14 protein-coding genes and 1 tRNA gene are annotated in these 19,771 nt (G+C 68.0%); 4 read left to right on the top strand and 11 right to left on the bottom strand.

Annotation, left to right across the window (positions count from 1 at the left end):
* Positions 1-709 precede the first annotated feature (709 nt).
* Entirely contained in the window at positions 710-3,385 is a 2,676-nt protein-coding gene (gene cas3 / locus QNA08_RS08245) for a CRISPR-associated helicase Cas3' (protein WP_340321829.1), read from the bottom strand.
* On the opposite strand from cas3, the gene QNA08_RS08250 reads away from it, so the two are divergent.
* Complete coding sequence (locus QNA08_RS08250) at positions 3,301-3,483, top strand: GIY-YIG nuclease family protein (protein ID WP_283740369.1); 183 nt, start codon at positions 3,301-3,303, stop codon at positions 3,481-3,483. The genes cas3 and QNA08_RS08250 overlap by 85 nt on opposite strands.
* A 536-nt stretch (positions 3,484-4,019) precedes the next feature.
* Here the strand turns inward: QNA08_RS08250 and QNA08_RS08255 are convergent.
* Positions 4,020-4,095, bottom strand: a tRNA-Glu gene (locus QNA08_RS08255).
* A 206-nt stretch (positions 4,096-4,301) separates the two neighbouring features.
* Here QNA08_RS08255 and QNA08_RS08260 point away from each other — a divergent pair.
* Both QNA08_RS08260 and rpoH read left to right on the top strand, forming a co-directional pair.
* Complete coding sequence (locus QNA08_RS08260; protein WP_283740220.1) at positions 4,302-5,333, top strand: RluA family pseudouridine synthase; 1,032 nt, start codon at positions 4,302-4,304, stop codon at positions 5,331-5,333.
* Between the two features lie 197 nt (positions 5,334-5,530).
* Positions 5,531-6,430, top strand: a complete 900-nt coding sequence (gene rpoH / locus QNA08_RS08265; protein WP_283740221.1) for an RNA polymerase sigma factor RpoH — start codon at positions 5,531-5,533, stop codon at positions 6,428-6,430.
* A 152-nt stretch (positions 6,431-6,582) separates the two neighbouring features.
* Here rpoH and QNA08_RS08270 read toward each other — a convergent pair whose 3' ends face one another.
* From QNA08_RS08270 to QNA08_RS08285, 4 genes are all read right to left on the bottom strand, one after another.
* Positions 6,583-7,887 (bottom strand): histidine kinase, encoded by a 1,305-nt coding sequence (locus tag QNA08_RS08270; protein WP_283740222.1) that lies wholly within the window; start codon positions 7,885-7,887, stop codon positions 6,583-6,585.
* A gap of 32 nt (positions 7,888-7,919) precedes the next feature.
* A complete protein-coding gene (locus QNA08_RS08275) occupies positions 7,920-9,212 on the bottom strand; it encodes an adenylosuccinate synthase (RefSeq protein WP_283740223.1) in 1,293 nt (430 codons plus the stop codon).
* A 169-nt stretch (positions 9,213-9,381) separates the two neighbouring features.
* Entirely contained in the window at positions 9,382-11,079 is a 1,698-nt protein-coding gene (locus tag QNA08_RS08280; protein WP_283740224.1) for a mucoidy inhibitor MuiA family protein, read from the bottom strand.
* 97 nt (positions 11,080-11,176) lie between these two features.
* Positions 11,177-12,037 (bottom strand): type 1 glutamine amidotransferase, encoded by an 861-nt coding sequence (locus QNA08_RS08285; RefSeq protein ID WP_283740225.1) that lies wholly within the window; start codon positions 12,035-12,037, stop codon positions 11,177-11,179.
* A 225-nt stretch (positions 12,038-12,262) separates the two neighbouring features.
* Between QNA08_RS08285 and QNA08_RS08290 the strand changes: the two genes are divergently transcribed.
* Positions 12,263-13,183: a DMT family transporter gene (locus QNA08_RS08290; RefSeq protein WP_283740226.1), complete on the top strand. Its 921-nt coding sequence runs from the start codon at positions 12,263-12,265 to the stop codon at positions 13,181-13,183.
* An 85-nt stretch (positions 13,184-13,268) separates the two neighbouring features.
* Here the strand turns inward: QNA08_RS08290 and serA are convergent, their stop codons facing one another.
* From serA to glmM, 5 genes are all read right to left on the bottom strand, one after another.
* Complete coding sequence (gene serA, locus QNA08_RS08295) at positions 13,269-14,855, bottom strand: phosphoglycerate dehydrogenase (RefSeq protein ID WP_283740370.1); 1,587 nt, start codon at positions 14,853-14,855, stop codon at positions 13,269-13,271.
* A 143-nt stretch (positions 14,856-14,998) separates the two neighbouring features.
* Entirely contained in the window at positions 14,999-16,174 is a 1,176-nt protein-coding gene (locus tag QNA08_RS08300; RefSeq protein WP_283740227.1) for a phosphoserine transaminase, read from the bottom strand.
* Positions 16,175-16,363: 189 nt separating this feature from the next.
* On the bottom strand, positions 16,364-17,107 hold the full coding sequence (locus tag QNA08_RS08305; RefSeq protein ID WP_283740228.1) for an outer membrane protein: 744 nt from the start codon (positions 17,105-17,107) through the stop codon (positions 16,364-16,366).
* Positions 17,108-17,322: 215 nt separating this feature from the next.
* A complete protein-coding gene (locus QNA08_RS08310) occupies positions 17,323-18,159 on the bottom strand; it encodes an outer membrane protein (RefSeq protein WP_283740229.1) in 837 nt (278 codons plus the stop codon).
* 226 nt (positions 18,160-18,385) lie between these two features.
* A complete protein-coding gene (glmM, locus tag QNA08_RS08315; protein ID WP_283740230.1) occupies positions 18,386-19,729 on the bottom strand; it encodes a phosphoglucosamine mutase in 1,344 nt (447 codons plus the stop codon).
* Between the last annotated feature and the right edge of the window lie 42 nt (positions 19,730-19,771).

Genomic DNA, 19,771 nt, shown 5'->3' on the forward strand with positions numbered 1-19,771 from the left:
TCCTTTCGGCGCACTTCGGCATCCGTCGCCGTCGTCGACTCCCACAGAATCTCCCGACAGATCGTCATCTTGCGCCGCGACTCGCGCGTCGGAAAATCCGACTCGATTGCAGCCTTATCGGCGCTTCCGAAATAGGTGCTCGAATCTGCCAGCTCGCTTCCGACATAAATCTTACCATTCTGCCATGTTATCTTATAGACAACCCTGAATCCTCTCATAAAAACAGCTCCGCATCAGCGGCGAAGAAACGAAACGCTTAATGTGGAGCAAATAGACCGCCATATGGCGATTCGCGCAAGTTCCCCTTGCAGTTCCCGCAATCGCGTCTCTGATCACATACTGCCAGAAAGCAGCGGTTAGGAAGCCCATGCTTCGACCTGCGGTCGCCCGATGCCGAATGGCCTCCAAAATCGCACCATTCGGCCAGACGACGCCGCTCGTACAAGCTCCCTGCTTCCTCCCTGCTTCGGCAGCTGATCGCCCTTGACCGGCAGTCTGCCTTTGCCCGCGCGCTCCAGAACCCGGAGCGCTCTGGAAGATCGGCGCGGGCCGCCCACTCCCTGAAATGGCCCTCCCGTTGCAGCGAATCGTGGCCGCCATCGCTGCCGTGTCGAGGATCAGCTTCATGCGGGTGGGCTGGATGTCCCAGGCGATATTGCAAGTAAGGTCCATCTCTGCTGACCGGAGGCGTCCTCGGAGGAGGCCAACCTCACACCATCCACTGCTCCAGCCCGAGATAATCTGCATCCTCCCACAAGAGGCCGACGTCGGGCCGATAGAGGCTTTCCCTCACCAGCACGGCGAACTGGTCGCCGCGGAACGTCTCTGCGCGAAAAACGACGTGACCGGCCGCCATGAGCTTTGCCCGCGACTGCGGCGGCACCTGCACGATGTAGGATTGCAGCTTCCGCGCCAGCACCCCGGAGGGGATGGCTTCGATGCCGAGCTTGTCCACGATCTCCTTCGCGTCTGGCGTATTCGCCACAATCACCGGCTCCATGCCGCTCTCGATCATGCGGAACTTTTCGGCAGCGCTCCGATAGGCGAAGTTCGTCTCGATGCCGTGCGCGCCCGGCCCCATGTGGAAGTCGGCAAGGATCGCCTCCCTGTCGACGCCCTCCGGCCCGACGCGCCAGTAGACCTCTCCGAAAAAGTCCGTCATCGCTGCGGGCGATAGAAGATCATCATTCCTGTGCTTGTGCGCAATGCGGCCGAAGTCACCGCTGAGGCTCTTGACTTCGGGCGGCGGCGGATGATCGGGCGCGATAAAGACGGTAACGACGCTCTCCTCCACCGGCCGCCGGCCCTCGCGGTTGCAGCGGCCCGCTGCCTGCGCCACCTGGTCCAGCCCTGCCTCGGCCCGCCACACTCTCGGGAAATCGAGATCAACACCGGCCTCCACCAGCGACGTCGCGATGACCCGGCAGGCGCGCCCGTCCTTCAGTCGCTGCCTGACTTCGGCAAGGGTCGCCCGCCGGTCGGCGGCATGCTGCCGGGTGGAAAGATGCACGAGCCCGTCGAGCCCGGCCTCCTGCGCCGCTCGATAGAGCGCGAGCGCGTGCTTGCGGCTGTTGACGATGACAAGCCCTTGCCGTTCCTCCGCCAAGGCGGCCACCAGCGCGGCATCGTCCATGTTGCCGGGGAACCGGAGCGTCACGCGCTTGAGCCGGCTCGCCAGCCTCTGCGGCTCGGGTGCCAGTTCGCGGCCGGCGAGCGGCAGGCCGGCGGGATGGCCCGCGGGAAAGTTGCCGGCGTCGAGCGCCGGCTGCGTCGCCGTGCACAGCACGATGCTGCACCCGTAGTTCGCGGCGAGTTCCCTGAGTGCTGCAACGGCCGGCGCCAGCAAGGGGCGCGGCAGCGTCTGCGCCTCGTCGAGAATGATGATGCTGCCGGCGATGTTGTGCAGCTTGCGGCAGCGTGCCGGGCGGGCGGCAAACAGGCTCTCGAACAATTGCACATTGGTGGTGACGACGACGGGGGCGGCCCAGTCCTCCATGGCGAGCTTCAGCTTGTCCCGGCCCGCCGCTTCGCCGTCCGCCGCGCAGGGCTCTCGGCGCCCTGCCCGCCCTTCGTCGATGGCCGAGTGATGCTCAAGCACGACCTCATCGCCCAGTATGTCGCGGAAGATCGCAGCCGTCTGGTCGATGATGGACGTGAAGGGAATGGCGTAGATGATGCGCCGGTGGCCGTGGGCCCTGGCATGGTCGAGCGCGAAGCCGAGCGAAGCGAGCGTCTTGCCGCCGCCGGTCGGTACGGTGAGCGTGAACAGGCCGGGCGCCTCGCCGGCCCGCTCCCGCACATGGTCCAGCACGGTGCTGCGCAAGCTGTTGACAGGCGTATCGCCATTGCGCAACGCGCCCATGCGCCGCTCGTAGGCAGCCAGCAGATCCGGAAGAACGGTCTGCAGTGCCGGCCAATGGCGGTCGACCTCTCGCCCCTCGATGCGGCTGTAGAACGCCTCGGTATCCTTGAAATCGGCATCGACGAGGCAGGAGAAGAGCATGCGGCCGAGAAAGGCGAACTGGAAGGCGAGCCGCGCCCGCGCCGCCTTCTGCGCAGCCGGCGTCGCCCCGGTGGGTGGCGGCGGCTCCCAGAGGAAGGCCGGCAGGAGCCCGTTCGCATCAGGCATGATCTCCTCGCGCCAGACCGGATCGAGAGCGGTGGAGGAGACATTCTTCAGCCGGTCGGAAAGCGTGGCGAAGCTCTCTTTCTGTTTGCTCCGCCTGTCGGGCAGGCCTGCATGGTGCCCTGCTATGGCGTAGGCGATGAGCTCGGCGATGACCCTGTCCGCGCCATTGGCCATTTCAAGAACCAGAGCAGCCCCTGCCGTCGAGTGGTCGACCCGCTCCCTGCCGCCGGCGAGCCGTGCCAGGAAGTCGGGCGTGTACTTGCCGATGTCATGAAGAAGACCGGCGAGCCGTGCAGCTTTGTCCGCTCCGAAAGCTGCGCCGTTGGCTGCTGCGCGCCTGGCTGTCTCTTCCAGATGCTCGCGCAGGGGCTGCCAATTGCAGCGGCGCCCGTCTTTTGTTGAATGTGCGTAATACATTTCGTCCCTCGGCAGTTCCTGATACGCTACCGGAGCCCATTGTGTGCATACTGGAATGACACCCGCAGCTCTGAATCGAAAGCAGCCTTCTGCCCGGGCCGAGGGAAAATGTGTGGCCTGTGGTGACCAATCTGCACATGACGGCGGTGGCACGGGGCTGTGACGGTCAGCGCACTGCACAGTCCCAATGACGTGCTCCCTTGGAATCGGGCGAGCACTACAAAGTCGGTCGAAGCGATGACCTTGAGCGCCGCGTGAAGGAAGTCCGTATCGCGCTGCCCGAAGCCGTGACCCTTGTTCATGCGATACGCACGGACGACCCGGCCGGGATCGAGGCATATTGGCATCGGCGGTTCGCCGACCGGCGCGCGAACGGCGAATGGTTCAAGCTCGCCCCGTCCGATGTGGCGGTCTTCAAGCGCCGGAAATTTCAGTAGGAACGAGAAGAGAACAAGCGGCCCCGACAACGGTCGAGAAGGATTGTCCAAGTCCGAAGTTACGAGCACGAGCGCCCTTCGACCGCGTGATCAAGCGCGTCGTCGAGGTTGATCCAAAGGCAAGAGCCCACGTCGCGGCCCGTTTTCATGCACGAGAAGCCGTCTCGACTCGGCCGGGTATCAGGCAAGCCGTATTCGCGAAAACCCGGCAGGCGCCCGCCTTAACCCCGTTAGCGATCAGGTCGGCGCGCACGGTCGAGTCGGGCGCCCGCTTGATCTGAACGGCCGTCGGGAGGTGGGCTCACGCGACGGCGCCGGGCGAGCCGGCAAAGGCGGGCGAGGTCATGAGAACCGCAAGAGCGGCGATCGATGGAACGCGGCGCATGTAGACCCCCCGAGTCTTGGGGAATGCTAACCCGCAAGAACTTGACTTGGCAATTCACGAGCCAAACGGGCCGACGGCAACGCTTATTGCGTCACCATTGCGCCAATTCACATCATTAGCCGGAAAATGAGGCCGAAAGCCTTGCTGCGCTTGGCGCTCCCTAGGGGACTCGAACCCCTGTTTTCGCCGTGAGAGGGCGACGTCCTAGACCGCTAGACGAAGGGAGCGTCTGCGCGTGAGCCGCTCCTATATAGGGAGGTCGGCGGCCGTTCAAGCCTTCTTGCCACCGGTCCCGCACAAATTCACAGGCGGGATGCGCGAGGAGTGGTCGGCGGGCATCGGCTGTGGGCGCACTTCGTGCTAACGCTGCGGGTTGCGGAACAGCAGATGTGGCGGCTCGGGCGGCGCGAGACGAGGAAAGGTGCGGGGGGCGATGGACGCGACGAACGCGGCAGGAAGCGGGGGCACGCTGCGCCGCTTCGTGGTGGCAGCCGATCAGGCGGGGCGGCTCGACCGCATGCTCGCCGCCGCCGCGGCCGAGCTGTCGCGCAGCCGCCTGCAGCAGCTCATCAAGGCCGGCCACGTCACGCTCGACGGGCAAACGGTGACCAACGCCAAGCATAAGGTGACGGCCGGCATGCAGGTCGCGCTCACCCTGCCCGAGGCCGTGCCTCCGGAACCCGCGCCCGAGGCCATCCCGCTCACCATCATCTATGAGGACGAGGATCTCGTCGTCATCGACAAGCCAGCCGGCCTCGTCGTGCACCCTGCCCCCGGCAATGAGACGGGCACGCTCGTCAACGCCCTCATCGCCCATTGCGGAGACACACTCTCCGGCATCGGCGGCGTGAAGCGGCCGGGCATCGTGCATCGGCTCGACAAGGACACCTCCGGACTGATGGTGGTGGCAAAGACCGACCGCGCCCATCAGGCGCTCTCCGCCCAGTTCGCCGACCACGGCCGCACCGGCCCTCTGGAGCGCGCCTATCTCGCCGTCGTCTGGGGCGTTCCGGCGCCCCAGCGCGGCAGCGTCGTCGCCCCGATCGACCGCTCGCCGCGCAACCGCGAGAAGATGGCCGTGGTGCCGGAGGGGCGCGGCCGCACGGCGATCACCCACTACGCCGTCGAGCAGGTTTTCGCCGCCGCCACGGGGCAGGAACCGGTCGCGAGCCTCGTGCGTTGTCACCTCGAGACGGGCCGCACCCACCAGATCCGCGTGCACATGGCGCATATCGGCCATCCCCTCCTGGGCGATGCCCTGTATGGCAGCGGCTTCCGCACCAAGGCGAACCGCCTTGACGATGCGGCTCGCGAGCGCCTCGCCGCCCTCGCGCGGCAAGCGTTGCACGCGACGCTCCTCGGCTTCGCCCATCCCGCAACGGGCGAGCCGCTGCATTTCGAGAGCGAGCCGCCCGCGGATCTCGCGGCGCTCATCGCCGCCCTGAGCGGCAACCGTCACGATTGAGACCGATCGGCCCGACGCAGCCGTGTGCGCCAGCGCACATGGCGGACGGGGGCGAGGGGGCAGACTGCTGATTGAAACGACCGGATCAGGGCCCTTTTTCGGCCATGGTCCGCACGACTATAATGACCAGGACGAACGGTCGGCCATCTGGCGGCCGTTCGTGACCCGCCTCAGAAGGGGGTCGACAGGAGGTTTCGATGGCCACTTCCGCACTGCCGGTTCTCGCCAACGAGGGCGGCCTTACCCGCTACCTCGAGGAGATCCGCCGGTTCCCCATGCTGGAACCGTCCGAGGAGTACATGCTCGCCAAGCGCTGGCGCGAGCACGGCGACCGCGAGGCGGCGCACAGGCTCGTCACCTCTCATTTGCGCCTCGTGGCAAAGATCGCCATGGGCTACCGTGGCTATGGCCTGCCCATCGCCGAGGTCGTATCGGAGGGCAACGTCGGCCTCATGCAGGCCGTGAAGCGCTTCGAGCCCGACAAGGGCTTCCGCCTCGCCACCTACGCCATGTGGTGGATCAAGGCCGCCATTCAAGAGTACATCCTGCGCTCGTGGTCCCTCGTGAAGATGGGGACGACCGCGAACCAGAAGAAATTGTTCTTCAACCTGCGCAAGGCCAAGGGCCGCATCTCCGCCTATGACGAAGGCGACATGCGCCCCGAGCAGGTCAAGAGCATCGCCACCCGCCTCGGGGTGCCCGAGCAGGACGTGGTCGAGATGAACCGCCGCCTCGGCGGCGATGCCTCGCTCAACGCGCCGCTCCGGCAGGACGGCGACGGCGAGTGGCAGGACTGGCTTGTCGACGACAGCGCCGACCAGGAGGCGATCCTCGTCCAGGAGGAGGAGGGGCAGAACCGCCTCGCCGCCCTGCGCGAGGCCCTCGGCGTGCTCAACGAGCGCGAGCGCCGCATCTTCGAGGCGCGCCGCCTGCAGGACGAACCCATCACGCTCGAGGAGCTGTCGACGGAATTCGGCGTCTCGCGCGAACGCGTGCGGCAGATCGAGGTTCGCGCCTTCGAAAAGGTGCAGGAAGCGGTGAAGCGGAATCTCGCCAAGCGCGAGATCCCGCATGCGGCGCTCGCCGCATCGGCCTGACCGCCGGAAGGCCACGACCGTCACGAGACAACGCGGCGCCACGGCGCCGCGTTTGTCTTTGTGGCTTCGTCAGGGCGCGATGCTCCTGCGGGGGCTCCCTTTCACCCGCGCCGCCGCCGCTCCACGGCGACCGCGTCAATGGCAGCCGCGCCTCAGTTCCACTGGCGGAACGCCTCTGCGATGGCCTGGTCTCCCGACAGCCCCTTCTCGAAGGCGAGTACGGCGCGCCGCCCACTGCCGAAGCGGATCGGAATGTCGATCCAGCTCCGGCTCCTGAGCAGCTCGGTGTTGCGGTCGATATCGGCCTTGAGGTTCGACAGCCCGACCAGGAAGAGGTTCTCCGTCACGGGAACGGGCAGGCCCGACAGGGGCGCGCCACGCGCCGCCTCGTCCGTCTTGAGCTGTGGGACGCCCACGTCGCGCACCACGCGGTCGGCCGCCCCTGTATTGCGGAATGACATGTCGAGGGTATGCGACGCAGGCAGCGTCGCATCCGTATTGCGCCGGATGGTCAGCGACAGGGAAAGCCCGAGCTCTGGTATCTCCACGTCGGCGCGGACCACCGTCTCGAGCGGCTGACCCTGCCCCGGATTGATGGCATCGAGGCGCCAGACGACACGCCCGCCCGTAGCCTTGGGCGCCTGCGCACCATCCATTTCTTCGTAGAGGATGGCCCGCTGCGAGACGGGAATGTCGGCCCGCGGGCCGACCGCGGGGGCACCGGGCGCCTGGCCGCCGGCAGCCGGCCTTGCCGATGCGGTCCTCTCCGCGGGCTGTGCCGGCGGCTCGCCGCCGACCCGGTCGCTGAACTTGCGCTCGGCGTCGGGCCGCGCTTCTTCACTGGCCGTCACGGAGGTCTCGCGCCGGAACTCCGTCGGATCGTCGCGCAAGAGCCACGCGGCGCCAGCGATCGCCACAACGACGATGCCGAGCACGCTGGCGACGATCACGCGGCGGCGTCGATGCGCGTTGTCGGCTCCCGGCCGCAGCGGGTCGAGACGAGGGCGCTCGCGCAGGGGCGCGTCGGCGTCGACAGGTACGGCCTCGGTTTCCGCTTGCGACCGAGGCGAGGAACCCTCCGTCTCGGCGCCCTTGCGGGCTTTGCCGGCGTCATCCTGCTGCCGGAAGACGGCCGGGTCGTGCGGATCATTGGCGAAATCCGGCTCGGGCATCGGTTCCGCCGCCGGCACCGGGCGTGGGGGCGACGGCTCCAGACGCGCGGCCGCGGGCGACGCCGGCACTGGCGGGCGCGCCTGCTCGGCCTCGATGCGGCGGATCACCTCGTCGAGCGCCAGGCGCTCGCGCGCGATCTCGGCCTCCGAGAGCGGCGGATCGAGCGAGCGAAGCTGCGCCGTGAGCGCCTCGCGCGCCCGATCGAAGATCATGCGCCGCGCTTCGGGCGTGTTCTCGGGCAGGCCGGACACCGCCCGGGACAGCAAGGGATAGTAGTCAGCCATCAGCGTACGACTCTCCCAGGTCTTCTCCCCCGTCAACCCTCGAAGGGATTGTGGACGAGAATGGTGTCGTCCCGCTCGGGGCTCGTGGAGAGGAGCGCGACGGGTGCGCCGATCAGTTCCTCGATGCGGCGGACGTATTTGATCGCCTGTGCCGGCAGATCGGCCCAGGAGCGCGCCCCGGCCGTCGAGCCGGACCACCCCTCGATCTCCTCGTAGATCGGCTCGACACGCGCCTGCGCGCCCTGGCTCGCGGGCAGGTGGTCGATCTCGCGGCCGTCGAGCCGGTAGCCGACGCAGACCTTGATGGTGTCGAAGCCGTCGAGGATATCGAGCTTGGTGAGCGCGATGCCGTCGATGCCGGAGGTGCGCACCGTCTGGCGCACGAGCACGGCGTCGAACCAGCCGCAGCGGCGCTTGCGCCCGGTCACCACGCCGAACTCGCGGCCGCGCTGGCCGATGAGCTCGCCCGTCTCATCGAAGAGCTCGGTCGGGAACGGCCCCTCGCCCACCCGCGTCGTGTAGGCCTTGGCGATGCCAAGCACATAGCCGATTGCCTTCGGGCCGAGGCCGCAGCCTGTGGCCGCCTGCCCGGCCACGGTGTGCGAGGAAGTGACGAAGGGATAGGTGCCGTGGTCGATGTCGAGCAGCGCCCCCTGCGCGCCCTCGAACAGGATGCGCTTGCCGGCGCGGCGCTCGTCGTCGAGCAGGCGCCACACCGCGTCCATATAGGGCAGGACCCTGGGCGCGAGGGCCGCGAGTTCGTCGTAGATCGCCGTGGCCGAGAACTCCTCGAGGCCGAAGCCACGGCGCAGGGCATTGTGATGGGCGAGCAGGCGCTCGATCTTCGCCGGCAGGCTGTCGAGATCGGCCAGGTCCATGAGGCGGATGGCGCGCCGGCCCACCTTGTCCTCGTAGGCCGGGCCGATGCCACGGCGCGTCGTGCCGATCTTGGTGCCGGAGCCGGAGGTTTCGCGCAGGGCGTCGAGCTCGCGGTGCAACGGCAGGATCAGCGAGGCGTTGTCGGCAATGCGCAGATTGTCGTGCGTGATGCTGACACCCTGGGCCGACAGCCGCTCGATCTCGTCGACGAGCGCTTGCGGATCGAGCACGACGCCGTTGCCGATGACGGCGAGCTTGCCCGGCCGCACCACGCCCGAAGGCAGGAGCGACAGCTTGTAGGTCTCCCCGTCGATGACGAGCGTGTGCCCGGCGTTGTGCCCGCCCTGGAAGCGGACAACGACATCCGCCTGCTCGGACAGCCAATCGACGATCTTACCCTTGCCCTCGTCGCCCCACTGGGCGCCGACAACGACCACGTTCGCCATATTCGTCCCAGGATCTTCCTCGGCAGCCGGCTGTCGCGAGATGCCGGCCGACCGGCCCCTGACATGACAAACCCCGGCGCAAGGCCGGGGTTCCTTGCAGCCTCTCATCGGCCATCGGGCGCGTCAGGTCAAGCGGCGACGCCGCCGCAGCCCCGAGAAGATGGCAGCTTCAGCGCGCCGGCTGCGGGGGCGCGACAGGGCGCGGCTCCATCAGGAGTTCCCGGTCCGCCGGCCACTTCAGGCGATAGGCGAGCCGGATCTCACGCTGCTCGCCCGCGGCGTAGTCATAGGTCCAGACCATGACGCCGCGCCGGTCGCCCACGGACTTCTCGGTCGGCGGCGTGCCCTGCGGCAGCGCCTCGACGGTGATGGCGGCATTCTCGGAATAAGGCATGCGGTCGAGAATCGTGATGCGCATCGGGAAGGCGTGCAGATTCCTGACCGTGGTCTTGAATTCGCGCTGGTCACTGCGCGTCGAGCCGAGGAAGCCCGGCTCGTTCTCCCGCCGGCGCTCGGCGACGCGCGTCACCTTGACCTTGTCGTCGGCCCCGAAGCCGAGCTCCACCTTGTCGCCCGGGGCGACGAGCGGCAGGGTTCCCCGTCCGACGAAGACGCCGTCGCGGTGCAGCGCAACCTCTCCGGGCAGCAGGGGCATGTCGTCCTCATTGACGAATGAGGCCTGGAGGTAGGCCGTCTCGTCGAGGACCGGAACCGCCTTGACGGAGAGCGCCGGCGCAAGCGTCCGGCTCGCCACGCGGAAGGATCTGGTCGCGCCCTCGCGCGGGACGTCGACGCGCCCGGGCAGCACGAAGGAGGCCTGGAAAACGCCGACGTCGGCGATGGCCTCCCGCTCCGCAGCGGCGACCGCCTGATCGGCTGTTTCGCCCGCAGGCGCCGGCCCGGACGTCATTGGCGGGTGGGGCAACGACTCGGCGCGCCGGAGGGCGCCGGGCGGAGCAGCGCCGCGCTCGTAGGCCACGGGCGGCTCGTAGAAGGCGACGAGGGCCGGTGGCAGGTCGGGCGCGGCCGTGCCGCGTGCGACGCGGACGGTCGAGACCGTCAGGGCGACGTCCGCCCAGTCCTCGCCGGTGCGCTGGATGACCTGGGCGCGGCGGACGAGCTCGAGCGCGGGCTTGGTCGTTCCGCCGCCAGTGTCGAGCCGCACGTCGTAGAGCGGGCGCCAGCTCACCCCGCCGACGCGATAGGTGAGGCTGAGCGTGCCCTTGACGGGCGCCGCAGCCTCCAGCGACACGATCACGTCCAGACGCGGCGCGCCGGCATCGGCGGCCCGTGGCCGCGCCCGCTCCAGCGCCTCGATCTCGGCGGCGATGTCGCGCGCCCGGCCCCTGAGGCCGCGCAGGTCCTCGTTGACCTGGGCAAGGGCGGTGCCGATGGCGTCCCAGGCTGCCGGCCACTGGGCCACCTCGAGCGGCTTCGACTCCGGCGAGAGCTTTTCCGGGCCCGCCTGCGCATAGCGCGTGATCGCGGCCTTCTTGCCCTCGGCCGCCTCGATCTTGCCGGCGAGGCCCTCGTGCGCGTCCCTGAGCGTCCTGAGCCGCGCCGCGATCGTCGGGTCGAGCCCGCCCTTCGGGTCACCCGCCACGGCCCGCGTTTCCACGGCGCCGATGGAGAAGCGCCCCGTCCCCTCCCCTGCGACGCGAATGGAGGCGGGGTCGATCGCCCCGGGCAGAGCCTTCAGCACAAGCGTGGTCGCCCCCGCGGGCAGATCGATGGTGGCGATGCGCGTCACGCTCGCACCATCGGGGTGAACGGTGACGCGATCGATGCGGGCTGTCGTTTCGATGTCGGCGGCGTGTGCAGGCAAGGCGATCAGGATGAAAAGGCCAATCGGGGAAGCGGAGCGCATCAAGACCTCCGAGCGGAATAACAGCCCCTTAATTCACTCGCTCGATTTGAGGTTTCTTTGCGACGCTTCCACAGGCGCGCCGGCCCCGCCGGACGGCTCAGGCCCGGCCGCGCTCGCTCTTTGCGGGCAGGACGCGGTGGCGCACGAAATTGCGGATCTCCGTCGTGCGCAGCAGGGGATCGAGCACCTGGGCGTCGAGGCCGTGACGCCACGCAAGATCGCCGCGGGTGGGCTCGCGGTCGAGCGCAAGGAGGTCGGCCACATAGGAGCGCACATCGTCCTCGCTGCGGCAGAAGCCCTCGGCCACGAGCGGCCCGGTCATGCGGCCGAGGATGGCGGCAAGCTCGGCAAGGGAGAACTCGGGGTGGTACTGCACGCCCCAGAAGAGGCCGCCGTCGTGGCGGATCTCGGCGGCCTGGATGCCGACGTCGTTCTTCGCGACGATGATCGCCCCTTCCGGCACCGCGGCGACCGCGTCGAGATGGACAGCCGGCGCATCGAAGGCCTCCGGCCGACCGGCGAGCAGCGCATGGCCCTGCCCGTCCGCCGTGCGGACGATGCGGCGGGCAATGCCGACCTCGCGCCCCTGCGGATTGACGGCGACCGTGCCATAGGCCGCGACCGTCGCCACCTGCAGCCCCCAGCAGGAGCCGAAGGATGGCGTGCCCGAGGCGTAGACGGCGCGCATCAGCTCGATCTGGCGCGCGACCGCCGGTTCAGGATCATAGGCATGCAGCGCCGAGCCCGTGACGACGATGCCGTCGTAGGATGCGAGGCCCTCGCCCGTGGGCAGGTTGGCGCCCTCGTCGGCGGGAAAGCACAGGTCGCACACCGCGTCCGGCATGATGGCCTGCAGGGTGGCGGCGTAGGATTCGGAATAGGTGGCGCCGAAACTCGCCTTGTGGGCGGCGCGCCCGTCGCGCGTATTGCCTTCGACGACGAGGAAGCGCAGAGCCATCAAACCCTCCGAAAGCCGCATTCCGCCCATGCGTCTACGGGGCTAACGCGCGGGCGGCAAGCAGCTTAGATCACCCATATGCCTGTAGCGCGCACCAGCCCGGAGCCGCAGGCATGATCGACATTCGACGAGGCGTGGCAGGATAGGGGCAGCGTGGCGGTCCGTGCATTGCCCCCTCCCGCTTCCGTGCCGCCGCTCCCCTGCCGTCCACTGCGGATATTGCGCGTGACCACGATTTTTCGCCGCCTCGGCCGTGGGCTCTATGGCCAGGCCTATCTGCTGCTCGCGCTGACCACGCTGATGTGGGCAGGCAATTCCATCGCCGGCAAGCTTGCGGTCGGCGAGATCTCGCCCATGGCCATGACCTGCCTGCGCTGGGTGATCGTCTGCGCGGTCCTGGCCGTCGCTGCCGGCGGGCAGATCCGTGCCGAATGGCGGGCGCTCCTGCCGGCCTGGCGCTCCATCCTGCTCATGGGCACCTTCGGCTTTACCGGCTTCAACGCCCTGTTCTACGCCGCGGCCCACTATACGACCGCGATCAACATCTCGATCATCCAGGGGGCGATCCCCATCGTCGTGCTCGTCGGCGCCCTCATCTTCTTCGGCACGCGCATCCTGTGGCTGCAGATGGTGGGCGTCGTCGCCACGCTCATCGGCGTGGCGATCACTGCAACGCACGGCGAGCTCGCCATGCTCGCGAGCCTCGGTCTCAACGCCGGCGACCTGTCGATGCTGCTCGCGAGCGTTTTCTATGCCGGCTACACGCTTGCCCTGCGCAATCGTCCCAAGGTATCCGGTCTCGTCTTCTTTGCGGCCTTGGCGGGCGTCGCCTGCCTGACCTCCATCCCCCTGCTCGTCGCCGAGATCGTGACCGACCGGATCGCGTGGCCGACGGGCGAGGGTCTCGCCATCCTCGCCTATGTCGCCTTCTTTCCCTCGCTCCTGTCGCAACTCCTCTACATGCGCGGCGTCGAATTGATCGGCCCGGGGCGCGCCGGCCTCTTCATCAATCTCCTGCCGATCTTCGGCGCCCTGCTCGCCGTCCTCATCCTCGGCGAGCCCCTGCGGCCCTATCACGCGGCCGGCCTTGCCCTCGTCCTCGGTGGCATCTGGGTGGCGGAGCGGGCCGGCAAGACGGGCTGCTGAGGGCCGGGACGCCCCCATCCCGACCGACGAAAAATCCCCGGCGCACGCGCCGGGGATTTCCTAAGACCCGCCTGGCCCCAAGGGATCAGAAGGCAAGCGCCTTGGCCTGCTTCACCCCCGGGATCGTCTGGATCTTGTCGAGCACCGCGCCGGGCACGGCGCCGTCCACCTCGACGAGCGCGATGGCCGAGCCGCCAGGCGCATCGCGGCCGAGCGCGAAGGTGGCGATATTGATGCCGGCATCGCCCAGCAGGCCCGCGAAGCGGCCGATGAAGCCGGGCTTGTCCTCGTTCGTCACATAGATCATCGAGGGCGCGAACTCGGCGTCGACCGTGATGCCCTTGATGTTGACGATGCGCGGGCGGCCATTGGCGAAGACCGTGCCGGCGACCGAGCGCTCCTGCCGCTCGGTGACGACGGTCAGCGTGATGAGCGCGTCATAGTCGTGCTCGGCCTCGCGAATCGTCTCCTCGACGACGATGCCGCGCTCCTTGGCGACAACGGGCGCGGACACCACGTTCACGTCCTGCAGCATCGGCCGCAGGAGGCCGGCGATGGCGGCCGAGGTCAGCGCCTTCGTCTTCAGGTGCGCCACGGAGCCCTCGTAGGTGATGTGGACGCTCTTGATGCCGCTCTCGGTGAGCTGCCCGGCGAAGGAGCCGAGTTTCTCCGCTAGCGCGATGAAGGGCTTCAGCTTGGGCGCCTCCTCCGCCGTGATCGAGGGGAAGTTCACGGCGTTCGAGATGGCGCCACGCAGGAGATAGTCCGACATCTGCTCGGCAATCTGCAGGGCGACGTTCTCCTGCGCCTCGGTGGTGGCGGCGCCGAGGTGGGGCGTGCAGACAACGTTCGGGTGGCCGAAGAGGGGGTTCTCCGTCGCCGGCTCCACCGAGAACACGTCGAAGGCCGCCCCCGCCACATGGCCCTCGTCGAGCGCCTTGCGCAGCGCCGCCTCGTCGACGAGCCCGCCGCGGGCGCAGTTGACGATGCGTACGCCCTTCTTCGTCTTGGCGAGATTCTCGGCGGAGAGGATGTTCCGCGTCTTCTCGGTGAGCGGCGTGTGCAGGGTGATGATGTCGGCGCGGGCGAGGAGATCGTCGAGCTCGACCTTCTCGACGCCAAGGTCCAGCGCGCGCTCCGGCGAGAGGAAGGGATCGTAGGCAACGACCTTCATACGCAGGCCAATGGCGCGCTCGGCAACGATGGAGCCGATATTGCCGCAGCCGATGATGCCGAGCGTCTTGCCGGTGATCTCGACGCCCATGAAGCGGTTCTTCTCCCACTTGCCGGCCTGGGTGGAGACGTCGGCTGCGGGGATCTCGCGTGCGAGCGCGAACATCATGGCGATGGCGTGTTCGGCCGTGGTGATGGAATTGCCGAAGGGCGTGTTCATCACGATGATGCCCTTCGCCGTCGCCGCGGGAATGTCGACATTGTCGACGCCGATGCCGGCGCGGCCGATCACCTTCAGATTCCTGGCCGTCTCCAGAATCTTCGGCGAGACCTTGGTGGCCGAGCGGATGGCGAGGCCGTCGTAGTTGCCGATGATCTCGGCGAGCTTGTCCTTGTCCTTGCCGAGGTTGGGCTGGAAGTCGACCTCGATGCCGCGGTCCTTGAAGATCTGCACGGCGGCGGGCGACAGGGCGTCGGAAATGAGAACCTTGGGAGCCATGGGAGAGCCCTTGAAACGATGCGCGTGCTGCACCTCGCTCCTTGCCGTCATCGGGCCTCGCCCGGTGATCGCGGCAGGAATGGGCAGCGTCGGGATGGGGCATGGCCGGGCCGCGCCCGGCCATGGAGTCGGGTCGTGACGCGTCAGGCCGCGGCGGCGAGCTTCGCCTTCTCGGCGGCGAAGGCCCAGTCGAGCCAGGCCGTCAGGGCCTCGAGGTCGGCCGCCTCCACGGTCGCGCCGCACCAGATGCGCAGGCCAGGCGGGGCGTCGCGATAGGCGCCAATGTCATAGGCCACGCCCTCCTTGTCGAGCGCCGAGACGATGCCCTTGGCGACCGCGGCCACGGCCTCCGGTCCCTTGGCCACGACGTCGGGATCGACGATGGAGAGGCAGACAGAGGTGTTGGAGCGCGTCGCCGGGTCCCTGGCGAGGTTCGCCACCCACGGCGTCTTCTCGACCCAGTCGAAGAGGACGCGGGCATTGGCATCCGCCTTGGCGCGCAGCGCGGGCAGGCCGCCGAGGTCGCGCGCCCAGACGAGGGCGTCGATATAGTCCTCGACGCAGAGCATCGACGGCGTGTTGATGGTCTCGCCCTCGAAGATGCCCTCGATGAGCTTGCCGCCCTTCGTCATGCGGAAGATCTTGGGCAGCGGCCAGGCGGGCGTGTAGGTCTCGAGGCGCCCGACAGCACGCGGGGACAGAATCAGCATGCCGTGCGCCGCCTCGCCGCCGAGGACCTTCTGCCAGGAGAAGGTGACGACGTCGAGCTTCGCCCAGTCGAGATCCTGGGCGAAGGCGGCGGAGGTCGCGTCGCAGATGACGACGCCCTCGCGGTCGGCCGCGATCCAGTCGGCATTCGGCACGCGCACGCCCGAGGTCGTGCCGTTCCAGGTGAAGACGACGTCGCGCGTCCTGGTGTCGACCCCGCCGAGGTCCGGCAGTTCGCCGTAGGGAGCCTTGATGACGCGGGCGTCCGTGAGCTTGAGCTGCTTGACGACGTCGGTGACCCAACCCTCACCGAACGACTCCCACGCCAGCATGTCGACACCGCGCGCGCCCAGCATCGACCACAGCACCATCTCCACGGCGCCGGTGTCGGACGCCGGCACGATGCCGATGCGGTAATCCGCCGGCACGCGCAGGACCTCGCGCGTGAGATCGATGGCCTCTTTCAGCTTGGCCTTGCCGATCTTGGCGCGGTGGGAGCGCCCGAGCGGCGCATCGTCGAGAGCCTGGAGGTTCCAGCCGGGGCGCTTGGCGCAGGGGCCGGACGAAAAATGCGCGCACTGAGGGCGCGCGGCGGGCAGAGTCTTCGCCATGTCGTTCCATCCTTGCAGATGGGCGCTTCCCGTTGGGGGGAAGTGTCCCGCCGCCGGGGATAGGCGACGTGGGCCTCGGCGTCAATCGGCATTTTTGGCGACCATGGACGCTGCACTGAAAATGACGATGGCGGGCTGAGGCCCGCCATCCGCTCCCGCCCGCGGTGCAGGGCCGTGTTGCGGGCCCGATCAGCCGTCGATCAGGTAGCGCAGGCCGAAGCGAATCTCGTGCTGCTGCAGGTCCTTGAGACGGACGATGCCGCCCGCCGCGTCCGACAGGGTGCGCGCCTCGCCGAGGTTCATGTAGCGATAACCGATGTCGAGCTTCAGCTCGCTCGTCACGTCGATGGCGGTGCCGGCCATGAGCGCCCAGGCAAAATTGTAACGCCGGTCGTTGCCATAGAGCGTCGTTACCGCCAGGGCGCCACCGCTCGTGTAGACGTCGACCGCGGCCTTCTTGAGCTCGTTCCCGGCGATGCCGATGCCGGCGCCCACATAGGGCGTAAAGCCCGACCAGTTGCCGAGGTCGACATAGCCGTTGGCCATCACCGCCCACGACTGCAGGTCGCCGCGATCGTTCCAGGTGCCGCCTCCGGCGACCGGCGTGACCGCCCGGAAGTCACGCGACCAGTAGTAGTCGCCGGTCACGTCGGCGCGGAGCCAGTTCGTGAACTTGTAGCCGAAGCCGCCGCCGACGGAGCCGCTCTTGTCGAGCTTCTCGCCGGCGAGCGGGATCCCCGCATAGGAAGCCTTGGGGGCTACCGGAATGGCGTAGCCGACGTCGCCGCGCAGGTACCAGCCGGAGCCGATCTCGACGAAATCGGGCCGACCCGCCGGCTCCAGCACGGGCGGCGGCGGCAAGTCCGCGGCCTGCGCGGCCCCTGCTGCGAGCGAGACGAGGCCCGCGGCCACGGCGATCTTCATGCTACCCATGAAGCAAGTCCTTCGTTGCGCCGAGCAGGCCGCGCGGCCCGCCGAGATGTTCCACGGCATGACGATGCACGGGACTGGTTAAGACCCACTTAACCTTAACGGGCGATTGCGGCAGGCGCGGCGGGTCCAGGCCCCTGGTGCGACCTCGCGGCGCCATGAAACGAAGGACGGCGCGGGCCATCACCCGCGCCGTGCCGCAGCGTTCGGAGTGCCGATCAGTATTTCGCGACCACAGGCGGCAGTGCGGCCGGGATCGCCGGCGCCCCGAGCATCCAGCGCAGGCCTACCTTGAAGTCGTGCGAGGACAGGTCCTTGAACTGCATCGGATTGTAGACCTGGTTCACGCCGTCGAAGCGGATGATGTCGCCGCTCTTGCCATCGCCGAGATGCAGGTAGCGGTAGCCGAAGTCGAGCGCGACGCTCGGCGTGAGCTGGTAGGCGAGACCCGCATAGAGCGCCCAGGCGAAGTTCCATTCCGACCCGTCACGACCGGCATAGCCGCCGCCCCGCGTCTCGGGATTGACGTCGCGGAAGTCGTGAATCGTGTTGTAGGCGCCGCCGATGCCGGCCCCGACGTAAGGTGTCAGTCCAGACCAGGTGCCGAGGTCGATATAGGCGTTGGCGAGAACCACCCACTCGGTCTTGCTGCCCGTGTAGATGTCGCTGGCGGAAGGCTCGTTGGGATTGAACGGCCTGTAGACGTCGCGGCCCTTGAAGGCTGACCGCCCGCGGTATTCGCCCGTGAGGTCGGCACGGAACCAGCTGTTCACCTGATAGCCGGCGCCGAGAACGAAGAAGGGGGCCGCATCGAAACTCTTGTCGGTCGTGGTGACCGACGCCGCGGTGTCGTAGAGCACGTTGTAGAGCTTGTCGACACGCTGGTTGCTGACGCCGATATCGCCGCGCAGATACCAGCCGCCTCCGATCTCGACGGGCGCTGCCACCGGCGCCGGGTCGGGGACGTAGATCGGCATGTCGGCGGCGATCGCCGTCGTGCTCACACCCGCCGTCACGGCACCGGCGAGGACAAGGGTGGACTTGAGGCCGCCCATCGAGATTTTCCCTTCGCATGGGCGTGAGACGCGCGACGGGCCCCACGCAAACTGGTAACGCCGCGGACATTCTCAGAAGAACCTTAAGAGCGACTTAACCCTAACACTTAACCGCGTTTGTTTACGTTGCGTCGGCCAAGCAGAGCGCATGAAAAAGCCGGTGCGCTCTTCATGGCGCACCGGCCCATCGACATGCCCGGCCATCTGCCGGACCGCCGGCCGCCGTTCAGGCGGCAGCGTGCATCAGGGCGTCGACGACGTCGTCGACAACGCGCTCGACGAGATCGCGGTCGTCACCTTCCGCCATCACACGGATCACGGGCTCCGTGCCCGACGGCCGTATCACGAGCCGGCCCTGCGCACCCAGGCGCAGACGCGCCGCCTCAATTGCAGAGGACACGGATTCGGCGTCCAGCGGCCGCCCCTGCTTGTAGCGCACGTTCTTGAGGATCTGCGGCAGGGGTTCGAAGCAGTGGCAAACCTCGCTCACCGGCTTCTGCTGGCGCCTGACGACGGCGAGGAGCTGGAGCGCGGCCACGAGGCCGTCTCCCGTCGTCGTATAGTCGGAGAGGATGATGTGGCCGGATTGCTCCCCGCCCAGATTGTAGCCGTGGGTGCGCATGTGCTCGAGCACGTAGCGGTCGCCGACCGCCGTGCGCGCGAGGTCGAGGCCGAGATCACCGAGGTACCGCTCGAGGCCGAGGTTCGACATGACCGTGGCAACGATGCCGGGTTTCGACAGGAGCCCGGCATCCCGCCAGCTCTTGGCGACCACCGCCATGAGCTGATCGCCGTCCACGAGCTGGCCCTTCTCGTCCACCACGAGCACCCGGTCGGCATCGCCGTCGAGGGCGATGCCGATGTCGGCCCGCGTCTCGCGCACCTTGCGCACAAGCGCCTCCGGCGCGGTGGACCCCACCTCGTGGTTGATGTTGAAACCGTCCGGCTCCACGCCGATGGCGATCACCTCGGCGCCAAGCTCCCAGAGGGCCTCGGGCGCCACCTTGTAGGCGGCGCCGTTGGCACAGTCGACGACGATGCGCATGCCGTCGAGGTCGATCTGGCGCGGCAGGGTGCGCTTGGCATATTCGATGTAGCGCGCCTGCACACTCTCGATGCGCTTGGCCCTGCCGAGGTTCTGCGACTTGGCAAGCCGGGCGCCGAGATCGGAATCCATCAGCGCCTCGATCTCGGCCTCCACCTCGTCCGACAGCTTGTAGCCGTCCGGGCCGAAGAGCTTGATTCCGTTGTCCTCATAGGGATTGTGCGAGGCGGAGATCATGACGCCGAGGTCGGCCCGCATGGAGCGGGTCAGCATGGCGATGGCGGGCGTCGGCACCGGTCCGAGCAGGAGCACGTCCATGCCGACCGAGGTGAACCCCGCCTGCAGGGCCGACTCGATCATGTAGCCGGACAGGCGCGTGTCCTTGCCGATGACGACGCGATGGCGATGATCGCCGCGCTGGAAGAGCAGTCCGGCGGCCTGGCCGACCTTGAGCGCCAGTTCCGGTGTGATCTTGCCGTTGGCGCGCCCGCGAATGCCGTCCGTTCCGAAATATTGGTGAGCCATCGTCTTCGTAGTTCGATCGTGAAAGGTCGGACCGCAATCGCA

It is taken from the genome of Chelatococcus albus, assembly GCF_030067675.1.
GTDB classification, from domain to species: Bacteria; Pseudomonadota; Alphaproteobacteria; order Rhizobiales; family Beijerinckiaceae; genus Chelatococcus_A; species Chelatococcus_A albus.

Bases quoted from the DNA above. Each gene is read 5' to 3' on its own strand.
- cas3 (WP_340321829.1), bottom strand. From the start codon at position 3,385: ATGCCTCGATCCCGGCCGGGTCGTCCGTGCGTATCGCATGAACAAGGG.
- QNA08_RS08260 (WP_283740220.1), top strand. From the start codon at position 4,302: ATGGACGCGACGAACGCGGCAGGAAGCGGGGGCACGCTGCGCCGCTTC.
- rpoH (WP_283740221.1), top strand. From the start codon at position 5,531: ATGGCCACTTCCGCACTGCCGGTTCTCGCCAACGAGGGCGGCCTTACC.
- QNA08_RS08270 (WP_283740222.1), bottom strand. From the start codon at position 7,887: ATGGCTGACTACTATCCCTTGCTGTCCCGGGCGGTGTCCGGCCTGCCC.
- QNA08_RS08275 (WP_283740223.1), bottom strand. From the start codon at position 9,212: ATGGCGAACGTGGTCGTTGTCGGCGCCCAGTGGGGCGACGAGGGCAAG.
- QNA08_RS08280 (WP_283740224.1), bottom strand. From the start codon at position 11,079: ATGCGCTCCGCTTCCCCGATTGGCCTTTTCATCCTGATCGCCTTGCCT.
- QNA08_RS08285 (WP_283740225.1), bottom strand. From the start codon at position 12,037: ATGGCTCTGCGCTTCCTCGTCGTCGAAGGCAATACGCGCGACGGGCGC.
- serA (WP_283740370.1), bottom strand. From the start codon at position 14,855: ATGGCTCCCAAGGTTCTCATTTCCGACGCCCTGTCGCCCGCCGCCGTG.
- QNA08_RS08300 (WP_283740227.1), bottom strand. From the start codon at position 16,174: ATGGCGAAGACTCTGCCCGCCGCGCGCCCTCAGTGCGCGCATTTTTCG.
- QNA08_RS08305 (WP_283740228.1), bottom strand. From the start codon at position 17,107: ATGGGTAGCATGAAGATCGCCGTGGCCGCGGGCCTCGTCTCGCTCGCA.
- QNA08_RS08310 (WP_283740229.1), bottom strand. From the start codon at position 18,159: ATGGGCGGCCTCAAGTCCACCCTTGTCCTCGCCGGTGCCGTGACGGCG.
- glmM (WP_283740230.1), bottom strand. From the start codon at position 19,729: ATGGCTCACCAATATTTCGGAACGGACGGCATTCGCGGGCGCGCCAAC.